Below are 15,497 nucleotides of genomic sequence, written 5' to 3' on the forward strand. Positions count from 1 at the left end.
TCTGTCGAAGGGGGCGACGCCGTCATCAACGAGACGCAGGACATAGGGCGACGAGGTCGCAAGCAGAGTCTCATCGGCCGGCACCGGGCAACTCGCCAGGAACGCCCACAGCGCCCGGATCATCGGGTGCTCGCGGCCAGGTCGGCCGGCAGCCGAGTGCGCCCCGGGTCGCCCACGAGGCTGTCGAGGTGGACCAGGAGCGCCCTGGCGACCTTGTCGTTCTCGCGAAAGGAGATCGCATTCGTGCGCGGGCGGGAGAAGGCGCCGACGAACGGCGAGTTCGTGTACGGCCCGATGGCGAATCGTCGCGGGTGGTGGTCTCCGTCCGGCGTCAGGACCCGGGTGTCGGCCTGGCGCACCGCGAGACGTCCCGTGCTCCCGGTGAAGCCGGCATCCGTCGCCTGCTCCTCGACACCGGCGCCGGAGTCGAGGAGCGACCTGAGCAGCGGGTTGTCGCTCGCGGAGACCACGGTGTCGGGAAGTCGCGCGTCGACGAGTGCGGTCGCCGTGACGACCCGGTCGAGGTTCGCGCTTCCGGCCCGGAACAGGCCCGTCACCTCGTCGGTCTCGACCCAGAGGTCGCCACCGAGGAATTCGACGATGCCGGCTTCGGAGAGCGCGAGGAGTTCCTCGAGCCGGTGGCCAGGTGGACCGCTCGCGATGAAACTGAAGTAGCCGAGCCACCAGCCGTGGATGTCACGCACCCGTGACTGCGCGCTCCATTTCGGTGAATCGATGATGTCCGAAAGCGCGAAGAGGCTCCGGAGCAGGGCGATGAACAGGGCGAAGGTCGCGCTGTGCTCCGGCGCGGTGCGGAGGGTGAGATCGCGGCGGATATAGTCGCGCAGGGCATCCTGGAGCTCGGCGACCGACTCGAACCGAAGGCCGTCGAGGGGACGGTCGAAGTCGGGCAGGAACAGCCGGTCGATCGGGTCGGTGACGGTTGACTCGACGAGGGCGCGGAAGCGTGCCGCATCCTGCTCGATGAGGAACGTGTCGGCACCCCACTCGGTGAGCGGATGACTCGCCGCACGTTCCCCTGACCGTTCCGGCCGTGCGGCGGCGACCGGCAGCGCCCTCGGGTCGATCGCGTCGAAACGGTCGGAGAAGTCCGCCCAGGACGCGGACACCCGCTCGGGGTGTCCGGTGAACAGCTCCCGGTAGTATCCCCAGACCATTTCCTGCGCTATCAGTGGCCAGACATCGCTCGTGAAGTCGAGGCTCGAGCTGTCCCTGTCGAGGGCCGCGGCAACGTCGGGCGTGAAGAACCGGGGAACCGGTGGCTCCCCGACGATGGTCGAGCTGATCTTGGAGTGGTACGGCACTCCCCTGCGCGACCCGATCAGTACCCGGGGTTCGAGCCCGGACGGCGCGTAGTGCAGCCGCCCATCGGGCAGCCGGGTGAAGCGGCCGCCCCTGCCCTCGGTCAGGAGCACGGTGAGGTCCACCGCGGCCAGGCCGAAGCCGCGCACGATGACCCGCTCGCCTGGCTCGAGCGCGCTCGTGTCGGCATCCGCCGTGAAGGCGGGCGGCAGGTAGTAGCGGTCATGACGGCGGGCGAATTCGGTGAGGGCCGTGTGCTCTGGGGACGGGTCGGCACCGTTGTGACCGAGGGAGTAGAGCACGAGATCGACGTTCAGGGTGACCCCGGTCGAGAGGACCACGATCTGGCCGGCGGCGTCGTCGATGTCGTCGACCCGGATGGCGGTGGCCCGGTGGGACTCGACGGTCACGTTCGGCCCCAGTGCGGCGGCGGCCTCCTCATGGAACCAGGCGAGATAGAGGCTCTGCAGGCGACGGGTCGGGAAGCTCGCCCCGGTGAGGCCGGCGATCTCGGCGGCGAGGACCGCATCGATCTCGCCGGCACCGTCCTTTCCGGCACCGTCCTTTCCGGCACCGTCGATCGCGGGGATCTCGATCGTTCCGGCCCTGACGCCGGCGGCCCACTCGATCAGGGATGGTCCGGGCAGAATCGGGCCCTCGATGACCGACGTCTCGTCGGTGAACATCGTGACGTCCTCGGCGAGGGAATTCAGTTTGAGCAGCGGGGATTGGTCGTGCCGCCAGATCCGGCCGGCTCCGGGTGGGAACGGGTCGATCACGTGCACGACCAGGGGCCGGTCCCTCCCCCACGTTTCGTCGAGGTTTGCCGCGAGGCGTTCGAGCACGCCGGATCCGCGGGGCCCGCCGCCGATGATCGCGATGGCCGGGGCGCGGTCGGGTCCCGTGGGGTCAGTGCCTCTGGAGTCGCTCATGACACAAGAGTCGTCTCGACGGCGACAAATCCCGCCCAATGTGTCGCGCCGTGACGAGGTGACGAATTGTGAAGCGGATGCGTTGGCGCCGCTTCGGAGACCCCCTTAGGTTTCAACTCCAGCGGGGTCGTCCCGCTTCCTGGCTCCCCATCGCTTCCCACCGCCACCCACGAGAAAGGCAGGCACCCCGTGAGCATCGAATTTGCCGGCACCACCACCACGCGAGACACCTTCGTCTACGTCGCCGCCGACGACCCGCTCGCCCAGCCGCTGCTGACGGACCTCGCCGCGGAGTACCACTCCCGGTACGGCTCATACTTCGGCGAGAGTGCTTCCACCGAGATCTCCCGGTACCCGGTCGACGCCTTCGCGGCGCCCGACGGAGCCTTCGTCGTGCTGGTGCGCGACGGCATCCCGATCGCCGGTGGCGCGTTCAAACGGTTCGACGAGCGCACCGCAGAGCTCAAGCGCATCTGGACCGCCGCGACCCATCGGCGTCAGGGCCTGGCCCGGCTCGTCGTCGCCGAACTCGAAGCCGAGTCCGCCAGGCGCGGCTACGACCGGGTGTTCCTGACGACAGGCCCCCGCCAGCCCGAAGCGAAGAACCTCTACCTCGTCACCGGCTACACGCCGCTCTTCGACACCGCGCTCACCCCCGACGAGGTGGTCATCCACGCCTTCGCGAAGAGCCTCGACGCCCAGGAACTCGACGTTGCCGGCATCACGGCGGCGCACTATGCAGCCATCCGGCGTGAACACGCTGACAACCCGCGCTTCGTCGCACTGATCCCCGAAAGCGACTGAGACCATGACGGACACCGTGAAGGAACACCGGTCGGCGGCGCCGACCGAGGACTCGTCCGCTTCTCGCCGAGACGTGAACCAGGTCGTGAACCGGAATTCGCCCGATTTCGCCGCCCTCAAGGTCGTGCACACCCGCCACGTTGTGCGCTGGATCTTCGGCGCCCTCGTGCTCTTCGTCGTGCTGCAGTTCCTCTGGAGCCTCGCCACGAACGACAAATACGGCTGGCCGATCTTCGCGACCTACTTCTTCGCACCGGCGATTATCAAGGGCATCCAGCTGACACTCGCCCTCACGGTCGTCTCCGGGACGATCGGGTTCGTCCTCGGCACACTGCTCGCCCTCGCCCGGCTGTCGAAGTCGCCGATCCTGAACAGCGTGTCCTGGTCGTTCATCTGGTTCTTCCGCTCGGTTCCGCTGCTCGTCCAGTTGCTCGTCTGGTACAACCTCGGCTACCTGTACCCGCGCCTCGGGCTCGGCGTCCCGTTCACCGACAACTACTTCTGGAGCTTCGACACCGTGACCCTGGTCAGCCAGTTCGCTGCCGCGGTGCTCGGACTCTCGCTCAACCAGGCGGCGTACTCCGCCGAGATCATCCGCGGCGGCATCCTCTCGGTCGACCAGGGCCAGCTGGAAGCCGCTGCCGCCCTCGGACTCCCCCGGCACGTACGGGTGTTGCGGATCATCCTGCCGCAGGCCGCCCGGGCGATTCTCCCGAACGCCTTCAACGAGATCATCGGCCTGATCAAGGGCACCTCGATCGTGTCGGTCATCGCCCTCGGCGAACTCTTCTACGTAACCCAGGTGATCTACAACCGCAACCAGCAGGTGATCCCGCTGCTGCTGGTCTCGGTGGTCTGGTACATCATCTTCACCACCGTGCTGAGCGTCGCCCAGTTCTATGTGGAGCGCCACTTCGCCAGAGGTGCCCTCAGAGTGGTTCCGCCGACGCCCATCCAGGCGGCACGCGGCTGGGTGAAGACCCAATGGGCGCGGCTCGACGAGAAACCCGAAACACCCGAAGCACCCACCACCCGGATCGGCGGAAACGGATCATGAGCATCGCAGTAACCCAGGCCTCCGGCACGCTGACCGCACCGGCGACCCGCGGCCTCGTCGAAATTCGCGGCGTCTCCAAGAGCTACGCCGGCCACGAAGTCCTGCACGACGTGAACCTGACCGTGCAGCCCGGGGAGGTCGTCGCGATCCTCGGGCCGTCGGGGTCCGGCAAGTCCACCCTGCTCCGCACAATCAACCACCTCGAGAGCGTCGACAGGGGCTGGGTCACCGTGGACGGCGAGCTCATCGGGTACGAGCAGCGCGGTGACCGGCTCTTCGAGCTGAAGGAACGCGAGATCCTGAAGCGGCGCACCAACGTTGGCGTCGTCTTCCAGAATTTCAACCTCTTCCCGCACCTCACGGCCGCAGAGAACATCGCCGTCGCTCCCGTCGCTCTCGGGCGCCTGGGCAAGTCGGATGCCCGCGAACTCGCCCTCGGACTCCTCGCGAAGGTGGGCCTCGCCGACAAGCCGGACGCCTATCCCCGCCAACTCTCCGGCGGCCAGCAGCAGCGCGTCGCGATAGCGCGGGCCCTGGCCCTGCAGCCCAAGGTGCTGCTCTTCGACGAACCGACATCGGCGCTCGATCCCGAGCTCGTCGGAGAGGTCCTGGACGTGATCCGGGACCTGGCCAAACTCGGCACGACGCTCATCATCGTGACCCACGAGATCAGATTCGCCCGCGAGGTCGCCGACCGGATCGTGTTCATCGACGCCGGGCACGTCCTCGAAGTCGGTCCCCCCGAGCAGGTCTTCGGTTCGCCGAAGCACCCGCGCACCAAAGAATTCCTGGGTCGCGTGCTCTAAACGCGTTCCGGGCCAACCAGCCACCACCCACCCTGCGCAGCAGCATTCACAAACAGAACCCCACAGAAATAGAGGCACACAATGGCAATTAAGAAGAAAACCGCGGTCATCATCGGAGGCATCGCCGCCGTTGCTCTCGTCGCAGGCGGCATCACCGCGGCCGTCCTGGCCGGCACCGGCAACAGCTCGGCCCAGGCCGCAGGCGCGGCCTCTCCCTCGGCGTCCGCCGCACCTGTGACGTTCAACCTCGGCCCGAAGCAGGACCGGATCCGTCTCGACAAGGTGCCCGAGGCCATCGCGGCCATCAAGAAGAGCGGTTTCACCCCGATCGAGGCCGGCAAGCTCACGGTCGTCGTCAGCCCGTACGTCGCTCCCCTTGGCCTGTTCGCGACCGACGACACGACCCTGATCGGCAACGAAACCGACATCGCCCAGCTCATCGCCGATGGTCTCGGCCTCGAGCTCAACCTGCAGCCGGCAGCGTGGGCGGACTGGCCCCTCGGCATCCAGTCCGGCAAGTACGACCTGATCACGTCCAACGTCACCGTGACCGAGGCCCGCAAGGACCTCTACGACTTCGCGAGCTACCGCGAGGACCTCCTCGGCTTCTACGTGAAGAGCGACTCGAAGATCTCGTCCATCAAGGAAGCCAAGGACGTCGCCGGCCTCAAGGTCATCGTCGGCTCCGGGACCAACCAGGAGAAGATCCTCCAGGGCTGGGACAAGGAGAACATCGCCAAGGGCCTCGCCCCCGTCGAGTACCAGTACTTCGACGACACCGCAGCCGCGAACCTCGCCCTGCAGTCCGGGCGCGCCGATGCCAACTTCGGACCGAACGCGACCTCTGCCTACGCAGCAGCCCAGAACGGTGAGACCAGGCTCGTCGGCACCTTCAACGGCGGCTACCCGGCGCACGCCAACATCGCTGCGGGCACCAAGAAGGGCAACGGCCTCATCGAGGGCGTCAGCATCGTGCTCAACAAGGCGATCACGGGCGGTCAATACGGCGACGTTCTCGCCCGCTGGGGCCTCACGTCCGAGGGCGTCACCGAGTCCCTCGTGAACCCGGCAGGACTCCCGCGCGAGTAGCGCGAGTAGCCACCACTCAGTGACCGGAAGAGCCGGGTCGGGAGAGACACTTCTCCCGGCCCGGCTCTTCCGGTTTCACGCCTGTCTCCTGCCCGCCCCCTGCCTAGGATGTCTCCATGGTGTTCATTCAGGACCTGCACCTTCGCGACGGTCGCACGCTCCGCGTGCACGACAGCGCCGCCGACCACGAACTCGACTCGGCCTTCACCGTGCTCTGGCAGCACGGTTCACCCCAGACGGGAGCCCTGCTCGAGCCGTTGCTGTCCGCGGCGGCCGCTCGCGGCATCCGTCTCATCTCGTATGGCCGGCCCGGCTACGGCGGTTCGTCTGCGCTGCCGGGTCGTGACGTGGCCGCCGCGGCCACCGACGTCGAACAGCTTGCCGACGCGCTCGGCATCGCCCGATTCGCCGTCATGGGCGCGTCCGGCGGCGGTCCGCACGCCCTCGCTTGCGCCGCCCTGCTGCCGGAGCGAGTCTCGGCAGTGGGCTGCCTCGCGAGTCTGGCCCCGCTCGACGCCGACGGTATCGACTGGTTCGCCGGCATGGCCACGGACGGAGCCTCCCTCCGCGCGGCACTGCTCGGTCGCGCGGAGCGCACAACGTACGAGGAAACCGTGGACTTCGACCCGGACAGCTTCATCGAGGCGGACTACGACGCACTGGCGGGCCCGTGGGCCTCCCTGGGCACCGATGTCGGCCTGGCTTCGGAAGCGGGGCCGGAGGGCCTGATCGATGATGATCTCGCCTTCGTGGCCCCGTGGGGCTTCCCCGTTTCCGCGGTCTCCGCCCCGGTCCTGCTCCTCCAGGGCGTCAGGTATCGGGTGGTCCCGCCATCTCACGCCGACTGGCTGAGTCGGCGCCTTCCCCGAGCCGAGCTCCGGCTGCGCCCCGACGACGGCCACATTTCCGTGCTCGAGGCGTGTCCAGCGGTCATGGACTGGTTGTACGCGCGGCCGTGAACGCGGCCCCGAGCGCCTCGGCAATCACGCGATCCGCCGAGTCCCGGTGAATCGAATGCCCTGCGCCCGCAACGAACGCGTAGCTGAGGTTCGCGTGCCGGGCTGCGAGGCGCTCGCCCTGTTCGGGAAGCACCGATGCGCTGCCCGACGCGGGGTCCGCGCCGAGGAGCCTGACCGGCACCCGGACGTCGTCGAGGTGCGGTTCGAGATCCCAGGGGCTGGTGTCGCTCAGCACGCGCTCGACCGTGAACGGGCTGACCACACGTGCGGCCTCCACCTTCTGGTGCGCGTCTTCCGCGTGCCAGCCCGGGTTCTGGCTGAGTATTCCCGCCGTTGTCGGATCGGTGATCTCCGCGATCGTTTCGGCGAGGAGCGGTGCGACCGAGTCCGGTCCGAGGGTGAGCGGTGGGTCGAGAAGCAAAACGCTCCGAGTCCAGTCGTCGCTGCCCGCCGCGGCGAGGAGCGCGACAGCGCCGCCGAGCGAGTGCCCGATGACCAGGTCCCACGGCTTCCCCGGCGCCAGGCGGAGCCGCAGCGTGTCGGCGACGAATCCCTCCAGCGGATACGAGGTCGTGCGCGGGGCCCGACCATGGCCACGCTGGTCGGGAGCGACCACGAACCATCCCTCCGCAGCGAGTCCGCTCGCGACTCGCCACCAGACCGCTCCCGCGGACGTGAGTCCGTGAAGCAGCAGCACGCTCCGCGACGCGGCGGGATCGCCCCAGGTCAGCACGGGCAATTCGACGGAGATTCCGGTATATGTGGCGGTCACGATGTCCTTGCGGGATCGGAAATGAAACGGGGAGGATGGAGCCGAGAATACGGCAGCGCCGTGACACTGCAAATCCGGCCCGTAACAATTAGAGTCGTGTGGGGGAATCGGCACAGGAAACGAAGCGGAGCAGGTGTGAGCACTGGAATTGTGGTCATTGACATCCAGAAGGACTACTTCCCCGGGGGCGCATATCCCCTCTCCGGGAGTGAGTCCGCCGCGGTGGTTGCCCGGGGTGTCCTCGACTCTGCCCGTGCAACCGGCACGACCGTCATACACTTCCAGCACATCGCCACCGAAGCGGATGCGACGTTCTTCGTCCCGGGGACCACAGGCGTCGAGATCTACCCGCTCGTGGCACCGGTGACACCGGAGCGCCACTTCACCAAGGGCTCCGCGAACGCCTTTGTGGACACCGGCCTCGAACGGCTGTTGCGCGCTGAGAACATCGACCACCTTGTCGTCATGGGCATGATGAGCAGCATGTGCATCGATGCGACCTCGAGGGCCGCCCTCGACCTCGGCTTCGCCGTCACCATCGTGCACAACGCCTGCGCGGCGCCTGCCTTCGAGTTCCAGGGCACTGAGGTTCCGGGGGCATCCGTTCATGCCGCCTTCATGGCCGCACTCCGCGATGCCGGTGCCGATGTGCTCGCCGCAGCCGACCTCGACCTCGAGTCGCTCCCGGTCCGCTGACGGAGGCCGTGCCCCGTCGCGGTTGGTCACGTCACGGTTGGTCAGTCGCGGTTGGGTGGTCCGGTGAGGACCTGGTGGGCGCGGTGCCTGTTCGGCGGCCGCCAGAGTCGTTGCGGATCGATCAACCCGGGGGCCCGCACCTGCGGTGAGCCCTTCACCATGCGGATCTCCCACCCGGAGGTATCGATGCTGTGGTGGTGGAACCAGCACAGTAGGACCCCGTTGTCGACGGTCGTGGGCCCGTCTTTCGCCCAGGGCTTCACATGGTGCACTTCGGCCCAGTGCGCCGGGGCGTTGCAGCCGGGGATGATGCAGCCGCCGTCCCGGGCGGTGATCGCCCGGCGCTGGGCCCGGTTGAAGTACCGTCGTTCCGGCCCGAGCTTGAGCACTTCGTTGTTCGCCCCGAAGAGGACCCCTTGGAAGCCGCCGTCACAGATGCGCTGGTGCACCGTTTTGAGCGACACGGGGGCCTCGACGCCGTCGATCCAGCCGACCCCGACCCCGGACGCGAGGTCCGCTGCGTTCACGTGCACCATCACGGTCGGGGCGGATCCGCCCATGCTGGGCGTGTCCTCGTCGCGGGCTGCGTGCTCGAACAGGGCCCGGAGGATGTCGGCGCGTTTCTCCCCGCCGGTGCGGGTGTCCGCCCGGCGCTCCCGGAGCTCTGCCTCGATCACGTCCAGATCCGGGCCCGTGTCGGCGTCGGTACCCGCGGTCTCGGCGCCGGGGATCATCTGCCCCGAATCCATCAGCGCCTGTTCCTCGGCGGTGGGGAACGCCGGGCGGGCGTGGAAGCTCAGGAAGGCGTCGAAGAGGGTGTTCATCACCCCGTAGAGTTCCGGCGTGACTCCGCCCTTCACGGGGTAGAGCCCGTTCTTGAGTTGTCCGAAGCCGATGTTGGACTTTGCCTCGAACAGGTCCTCGGTTGGGAGGACCCCGTCGGGGTCCAGGGCTGCCTGCCACTGCGCGACCATGCCCCGGATCAGGTCCGTGGTCACCGGGACACCGGCCCCGGCCAGGTCCTCCGTCTCCGGGGTGATCAGGCCCGCCGCCGTGGCGACCAGGGCCCGCTCCGCCGTGAGCAGGTCATCCGGCGCCACCCGGTGACTGATCACCTGCAACCCCGCCACGATCAACTCCGCCGTCTCCACCCCGATCTCTCCCGCCGCCAGGGCGGCCCCGACCGTCGGGAACAAGGGCGGCAACCAGCTGCTCCCGCCGCACGGCCGCGGCAACACCGCGTCGCCAAGCTTCGTGCGCCGCTTCACTTCCCGGGCCGACACCCGCGTCACCCGGGTGAGGACATCCCACGGGCCCGTGCAGCCCATCCGCCAGGCCAGGCCCTCCCGGCCCAAAACCCGAGCCCGCCGGTCCACATCCGTCGCCGTGCTCACCCGGGCCGCGTCAACCGTCCGCCCGATGGCCTCCACTTCCTTCAGAGCAGTGACCGCTTCCGCATCACTGAGCAACCCCACCGGGATCGCCGCCAAAGCCTCCGCGAGAGCCGCCCGGGCTCCGGCGAGCCTTGCGACAGCATCCGCATGCACCGACGGCACCGAACCGGCCAGACCCTCCGCGCCCTCGAAACCCTCGGCAACCGCAACCGGATGGGCCGACTCCGCCGATGGGGCCAGCTGGTCGCCCGCTGCGGTGGGCTGGTGCCCCGCAGCCCCGGAACCGGGTGACTGCGGGGTGTGTGACTGGGGATCGGAAGCTCCTGCCATACCCCGATTCTACCCCGAATCGAACACGAATACGAGACTTACTCACATAATTTTGGGCTGTCCAGCCCAGCTTTCATACCTGAAAACGAGTACTCCGACCCGGTGGTGGCTAACTCAGGAGATCCGCCCGGGCGAGCAGCACCGGCCCGCGGACCAGTGCTGCCGATCCCGCCCGGCCCAAACAATCTCCTGAATTTGCAACCATCGCTGCCCGAATCTCCTGGGGCTACTGAGTGAGGCCCAGCGTCTCGCGCAGGGTCGCGCCGGCTTCATACTCGGTGCGGTAGACGCCGCGCTCCTGAAGCTCCGGGATGACCCGGTCGACGAACTCGTCGAGGCCCGTCGGATTCGTGTGGCCGACGATGACGAAGCCGTCTGAAGCTTCCTCCTGAACGTGCCGGTTGATCTGCTCGGCGACGTGCACCGGCGTGCCGACGAAGGTGTGCTTCGCGGCGAAGCGGATGACCAGGTCGCGGATGCTCAGCCCTTCGGCCTCAGCAAGGCCGCGCCAGGACTTCGCGACCGCAACCGGGTCCGCGACATGGCGCACCCGGCCGCGGGTGACGCCCTCGTCGGCGAGGACGGGGTCGGTCTCCGGCAGTGGGCCATCCGGGTCGTAGCCGCCCAGGTCGGTGCCCCAGAGCTGCTCGAGGAACGAGATCGCGGTCTGCGGGCTCACCTGCAGGAGCGCTACTTCGCGGGAGCGTTCCCGCGCTTCGGCCGCGGTGTCGCCGAGAATGAAGGTCGCCGCCGGCAGAATCTTGAGGGAGTCGGGGTGGCGGCCGACGGCCGGAAGGCGGCCCTTCACATCGCGGAAGAACCGCTGGCCGTCCTCGAATTCGGAGTGCAGGGAGAAGATCACTTCCGCGTTCGCCGACGCGAAGTCACGGCCGTCGGCAGAGTCTCCGGCCTGCACGATCACCGGGTGGCCCTGTGGGCTGCGCGGGAGGGTACCGAAGCCCTTCACGTCGAACTGCTGGCCGTGGTGGTCGACCGCCGTGAGCGCATCGGCGGAGAGGAACTCCCCCGTGTCCTTGTTCGCGGCGAGGGCCCCGGGCGCCCAGCCATCCCACAGTGCGCGCGCGACGGCGACGAACTCCTCGGCGCGCACGTAGCGGTCCTTCGGGTCGAGGAAGCCGCCGCGACGGAAGTTCTCGCCGTGGAAGGCGTCGGAGGTCGTGACGATGTTCCAGCCGGCCCGCCCCCCGCTCAGCAGGTCGAGACTCGCGAGCTGCCTGGCGAGTTCGTACGGTTCGTTGAAGGTCGAGCTGAGGGTGCCGACGAGGCCGATGTGTTCGGTCACGGCGGCGATCCCGGCCAGGATCGCGAGGGTGTTGGGTCGACCCACGACGTCGAGGTCATGGATGAGCCCCTTCTGTTCCCGCAGCCTGAGCCCCTCGGCGAGGAAGAGGAAGTCGAACTTGCCGCGCTCGGCATTCTGCGCGAAGTGCCGGAAGGACGAGAACGCGATCTGGCTCTCGGCCTTGCCGTCGCTCCAGACCGAGGTGTTGTTCACCCCGGGGAAGTGCGCGGCGAGGTGCACCTGCCGAATCGGACGCCCGGCGGCATCCTGGGGGATCGGGTGGACGGTCGTGCTGGCGGTCGTGGTCATCAGCGGATGCTTCCGGTCAGGTCGAGTTCGAAGGTGGAGTCTGCGGCGGGGTCGCCTTCGGTGTCTGCCGTAGCGGTGCCGCGAGCGTCGGCGTCGGCAGGGGTCGCGTAGCGGCTCTCCGGGCGACCGAATCCGAGCCGGGCGCGGAGCGTGGCCACCCCGTCGGGCCGGTCGAGGACACCCGCGGAACGCAGTAGCGGAACGACGCTCTCGGTGATCGCCGAGAGGTCTTCCGGAAGCCGTGCCGGGCGCAGCCGAACGCCGTCGATGCCGAGCTTGTGCCAGTGCAGGAGCTGGGTGGCGACGGCTTCGGCGGTGTCGGCGAGGATGAGCGTGTCGGAGGTCCAGGGTTCCCCGTGGGTGGCGTTGAGCCGGGCAAGGGTCGCCTGGGCCGCATCCGCCGTCTCCGCGATCAGGACCGAGATCTCGGTCCAGACCCGCAGGGGTTCGTCTGCCCCGCGCGACACGTCGTGGGCCGCCGTCTCGAGCTGCCCAAGGATGGCCTCGAGGTGCGCGTCGTCGTGCGGGGTAACACCGACGATGTCGGCGCCGGCCACGGCGAGTTCGTACGGGACCTTCTGGTGGGCGAGCGCGTAGACGAGCGGCTGGCCCTGCGGCGGGCGCGGGGTGATCGAGGGCCCCTTGACGGTGAACCGGTCGCCCTCGAAGTCGATGTAGTGCAGCTTGTCGCGGTCGACGAACCGGCCCGTCTCCACATCGCGGATCACGGCGTCGTCCTCCCAGCTGTCCCAGAGCCGCCGGGCGACCTCGACGGTGTCGCGCGCCTCGCCGAAGAGGTCCTCGATCAGGGCGGTCTGGGCCGGGTCTGCGCCCAGGACGACGAGGGCTGGGTCGAGGGCGGGCAGCGTGCGGCGTCCGACGTGCGCGGCCTCATGGGCACGCCCGGAGACCTGCACGCGCCAGCCGGCCCGGCCTTCGCTCACGTAGTCGAGGGTCTGCACCCCCGTTGCCACGTGGAACGGTTCCGTGTGCGTCGTGGTGATCGTCGGCACGAGGCCGATCGTGCTCGTGTGCGGCGCAATCGATGTCGCGAGCAGAAGCGCGTCGAGTCGACCGCGCACCTCGTCGCGGCGGGGGTCGATTCCGCCGAAGCCCGAGCTCTGGAGGCCGAAGGAATCCTCGATCGTGACCAGGTCGATGCCGGCAGCCTCGGCGGCACGCACGAGGGCGACCCAGTAGTCGAGGTGGAACAGGTCTGCGGGGCGGGCGTCCGGCTCGCGCCAGGCCGACGGGTGCCAGCCGGCGCCGTCGAGTGCGATTCCCAGGTACAGCGACGATGTCATCGGGAGTGTCCTTTTCTCTGCGCGAGACACGGTCGTCTGCGCGGACACCCACGATATGCACGGCACTGTTCCGCCAGGTCGCAGGCAGGTCACACAAAGTCATGCGTGAAACCTGCGGTAACAATTGTCAGATGCCGAGGAGTTTTGCCTTCGCCGCCGAGAACTCCGCGTCGGTGATCACGCCGGCCGTCTTGAGGGTCGCGAGCCGTTCGATCTGGGCGGACAGGCTGTCGTCGGCGGCGACTGCCGGTTGCGGCGCCTGCGCATACTCCTGCGGTGGTGGAGCGTACTGCGGCTGTTGCGGTTGTTGCTGGACAGCCTGCTGGTCGGCTGCGGATTGGGCCCTGGCCTGTTGCCGACGGCTCACTCCGCCGGAAACTGCGGTCGCCGTGCCTGCGATGACCGCGGTGCGTGCCATCGTCCCCATCAGCCCGGGTCGCCCACCTCGACGCATCATGGTGTTCCTTTCGTCGTGTTCCGAAATGTGTTGCGTGGTCTGTTGGGGTCAGTCGGTGTCGGCCCCGGGTTCTTCCAGCGCCATCAGCACCTCGTCCACGACGGATTCGGGTACGTGCACGTCTTCGAGAAGGACTCCTCCGGAGTCCAGGATCGCATCGCGCAGCGGCCTGAACCAGGTGTGTTCGAAGACCAGGATGGCCGCCGAGCTGTTGTTCTCGAGGTCCGTCGACAGCTCGTCAACATCGTCGTCGGAGAGTCGGCACGGTCTCTCCTCGCTCGTCGTCACGACCTCGTCGTCGAGACGCTCCATCAGGACACTGGGGACACTAATCCCGTCCGATGCGGGCATCAAGGTGCCCGCGAAAGGAGACCTTTCCGGCGGACTCTGGTCGCGCTATGGTCGGGCTGCCGGCGAGATAGCCCGGCACTGGAGCGGATCTCGTGCTCGGTTCGCCCTGCCTGTTCCACCCGGCCTGGAACCGCAAGAACCCCTGGCATCGCAAGAACACAGAAGAGCACCTGAGGCAAGGAGCAGTTCATGTTTGCGAATTTCTGGGACGTCGTGTGGTTCTTCTTTTGGAGTTTCGCGTTCATCGCGTATCTCATGGTGTTGTTCTCGATCGTCGGCGACATTTTCCGGGATCACAAGCTCACCGGTTTGGCCAAGGCCGTCTGGCTGATCTTCCTCGTTTTCGTTCCCTTCCTGACGGCCCTGGTCTACCTGATCGCCCGCGGCCCGGACATGGCAAGACGACAGGCGGAACGCGTGCAGCAGGCGCAGGCATATACGGATGACTACGTGAGGTCCGTCGCCTCGTCCGCCAGCCCCTCCGCGGAAATCGCGAAGGCGAAAGAACTCTTCGACAGCGGCTCGATCACGGCCACGGAGTTCGAGGCGCTCAAGGCCAAGGCGCTCAGGTAGCGCGCTGCGAAGGGCGTGAGCCTCCAGCGCTTCCGGTAGCGGCTTCTAGACTGGGCAGATGGACGCCTCGAGCCTCGTGAATGCACCACCGATTTTGACCCTCACCATCAATCCCGCCCTCGACGTCAGCACCTCGACGGCCCATGTGACCGGGGAGCACAAGCTCCGGTGCGGGAGCACGCGCATCGACCCGGGGGGCGGCGGCGTGAACGTGGCCAGGGTCATCCGTCGCCTCGGCGGCACCGCTCTGTCCCTGTATGCGGCAGGCGGGCCAACGGGAGAGGCCTATCGCCAGCTCATCGCAGCGGAAGGACTCCCCACCGTTCTGGTGCCGATCAAGGAAAGCACGCGCCAGAGCTTCACCGTCGACGAAACCGATACCGGCAAGCAGTTCCGCTTCGTGCTCCAGGGACCCGAGTTGTCCGAGGCCGAGTGGACCACGTGCCTCGACACCCTCGCCGCGTCGATGCCCCGCGGCGGATATGTCATCGCGAGCGGCAGCCTGCCCCCGGGAGTCCCCGACGACTTCTACGCACGGGTCGCCCGCCTGGCCAGAACCAATGGAGCGCGGTGCATCGTGGATGCCTCCGGTCCGGCCCTCAGCGGAGCGCTCGCGGAAGGGGTCTTCCTGGTCAAGCCCAGCCTCCGCGAACTCGAGGCTCACGCCGGCGTGAAGCTCGAGACTCCGGAGAGCCAGGCGGAGGCCGCGTCGGCGCTCGTCGCCAGCGGCGCAGCAGAGTACGTGGCGCTCACCCTCGGCGGAGAGGGCGCCCTGCTTGCATCGAAGACCGGGGTCATCCGCTCTGAGGTTCCGAAGGTGACCGTGATCAGCACCGTCGGGGCCGGCGACAGCTTTCTCGGCGCCTTCGTGCTGCGCCTCGCCCAGGGCAGAACCGTCGAGGAGGCCTTCCGTGCGGGAGTCGCCGCCGGGAGCGCCACGGCCTCGACACCCGCAACCGAACTGTGCCACCGCGAGGACGTCGAACGACTCGAGGCCGAGCTCGCCGCGCGGGCCTGAGCCGGCGCGGCGGCAGACGG

Annotated in this window: 15 protein-coding genes; 8 read left to right on the forward strand and 7 right to left on the reverse strand. The window is 68.1% G+C overall.

Annotated features, from left to right (window positions below; genetic code table 11):
- Positions 1 to 119: 119 nt before the first annotated feature.
- Positions 120 to 2,255, reverse strand: coding sequence for an FAD/NAD(P)-binding protein (locus E3O46_RS06095; RefSeq protein ID WP_134448834.1), 2,136 nt, complete (start codon positions 2,253 to 2,255; stop codon positions 120 to 122).
- Between the two features lie 189 nt (positions 2,256 to 2,444).
- On the opposite strand from E3O46_RS06095, the gene E3O46_RS06100 reads away from it, so the two are divergent.
- From E3O46_RS06100 to E3O46_RS06120, 5 genes are all read left to right on the forward strand, one after another.
- On the forward strand, positions 2,445 to 3,059 hold the full coding sequence (locus E3O46_RS06100; RefSeq protein ID WP_134559980.1) for a GNAT family N-acetyltransferase: 615 nt from the start codon (positions 2,445 to 2,447) through the stop codon (positions 3,057 to 3,059).
- Between the two features lie 4 nt (positions 3,060 to 3,063).
- Entirely contained in the window at positions 3,064 to 4,116 is a 1,053-nt protein-coding gene (locus E3O46_RS06105; protein ID WP_134561311.1) for an amino acid ABC transporter permease, read from the forward strand.
- On the forward strand, positions 4,113 to 4,922 hold the full coding sequence (locus tag E3O46_RS06110; RefSeq protein ID WP_166791027.1) for an amino acid ABC transporter ATP-binding protein: 810 nt from the start codon (positions 4,113 to 4,115) through the stop codon (positions 4,920 to 4,922). Before E3O46_RS06105 ends, E3O46_RS06110 begins: the two co-directional genes overlap by 4 nt.
- A gap of 81 nt (positions 4,923 to 5,003) precedes the next feature.
- A complete protein-coding gene (locus E3O46_RS06115) occupies positions 5,004 to 6,011 on the forward strand; it encodes an ABC transporter substrate-binding protein (protein ID WP_134559974.1) in 1,008 nt (335 codons plus the stop codon).
- A 116-nt stretch (positions 6,012 to 6,127) separates the two neighbouring features.
- On the forward strand, positions 6,128 to 6,970 hold the full coding sequence (locus tag E3O46_RS06120) for an alpha/beta fold hydrolase (protein WP_134561313.1): 843 nt from the start codon (positions 6,128 to 6,130) through the stop codon (positions 6,968 to 6,970).
- On the opposite strand, the gene E3O46_RS18215 is transcribed toward E3O46_RS06120, so the two are convergent.
- Positions 6,942 to 7,742, reverse strand: coding sequence for an alpha/beta fold hydrolase (locus E3O46_RS18215; RefSeq protein WP_166791028.1), 801 nt, complete (start codon positions 7,740 to 7,742; stop codon positions 6,942 to 6,944). The genes E3O46_RS06120 and E3O46_RS18215 overlap by 29 nt on opposite strands.
- A 135-nt stretch (positions 7,743 to 7,877) precedes the next feature.
- On the opposite strand from E3O46_RS18215, the gene E3O46_RS18220 reads away from it, so the two are divergent.
- Entirely contained in the window at positions 7,878 to 8,438 is a 561-nt protein-coding gene (locus E3O46_RS18220; protein ID WP_198413439.1) for a cysteine hydrolase family protein, read from the forward strand.
- Positions 8,439 to 8,479: 41 nt separating this feature from the next.
- Here the strand turns inward: E3O46_RS18220 and E3O46_RS06130 are convergent, their stop codons facing one another.
- From E3O46_RS06130 to E3O46_RS06150, 5 genes are all read right to left on the reverse strand, one after another.
- Positions 8,480 to 10,162, reverse strand: coding sequence for an HNH endonuclease signature motif containing protein (locus E3O46_RS06130; RefSeq protein WP_134561315.1), 1,683 nt, complete (start codon positions 10,160 to 10,162; stop codon positions 8,480 to 8,482).
- 226 nt (positions 10,163 to 10,388) lie between these two features.
- Positions 10,389 to 11,774 (reverse strand): NtaA/DmoA family FMN-dependent monooxygenase, encoded by a 1,386-nt coding sequence (locus E3O46_RS06135; RefSeq protein WP_134450264.1) that lies wholly within the window; start codon positions 11,772 to 11,774, stop codon positions 10,389 to 10,391.
- Entirely contained in the window at positions 11,774 to 13,078 is a 1,305-nt protein-coding gene (locus E3O46_RS06140; protein WP_134561316.1) for an LLM class flavin-dependent oxidoreductase, read from the reverse strand. Before E3O46_RS06140 ends, E3O46_RS06135 begins: the two co-directional genes overlap by 1 nt.
- Positions 13,079 to 13,205: 127 nt before the next feature.
- A complete protein-coding gene (locus E3O46_RS06145) occupies positions 13,206 to 13,535 on the reverse strand; it encodes an SHOCT domain-containing protein (protein ID WP_134561317.1) in 330 nt (109 codons plus the stop codon).
- 48 nt (positions 13,536 to 13,583) lie between these two features.
- Positions 13,584 to 13,847: a hypothetical protein gene (locus tag E3O46_RS06150; RefSeq protein WP_134450261.1), complete on the reverse strand. Its 264-nt coding sequence runs from the start codon at positions 13,845 to 13,847 to the stop codon at positions 13,584 to 13,586.
- A gap of 228 nt (positions 13,848 to 14,075) precedes the next feature.
- Between E3O46_RS06150 and E3O46_RS06155 the strand changes: the two genes are divergently transcribed.
- Both E3O46_RS06155 and E3O46_RS06160 read left to right on the forward strand, forming a co-directional pair.
- A complete protein-coding gene (locus tag E3O46_RS06155; RefSeq protein WP_134450260.1) occupies positions 14,076 to 14,459 on the forward strand; it encodes an SHOCT domain-containing protein in 384 nt (127 codons plus the stop codon).
- A gap of 58 nt (positions 14,460 to 14,517) precedes the next feature.
- The gene (locus E3O46_RS06160) at positions 14,518 to 15,477 is read left to right on the forward strand and encodes a 1-phosphofructokinase family hexose kinase (protein WP_134450259.1); all 960 of its coding nucleotides are present in this window, start codon (positions 14,518 to 14,520) and stop codon (positions 15,475 to 15,477) included.
- Positions 15,478 to 15,497 lie beyond the last annotated feature (20 nt).

It is taken from the genome of Cryobacterium glucosi, from assembly GCF_004402235.1.
Taxonomy (GTDB): domain Bacteria; phylum Actinomycetota; class Actinomycetes; order Actinomycetales; family Microbacteriaceae; genus Cryobacterium; species Cryobacterium glucosi.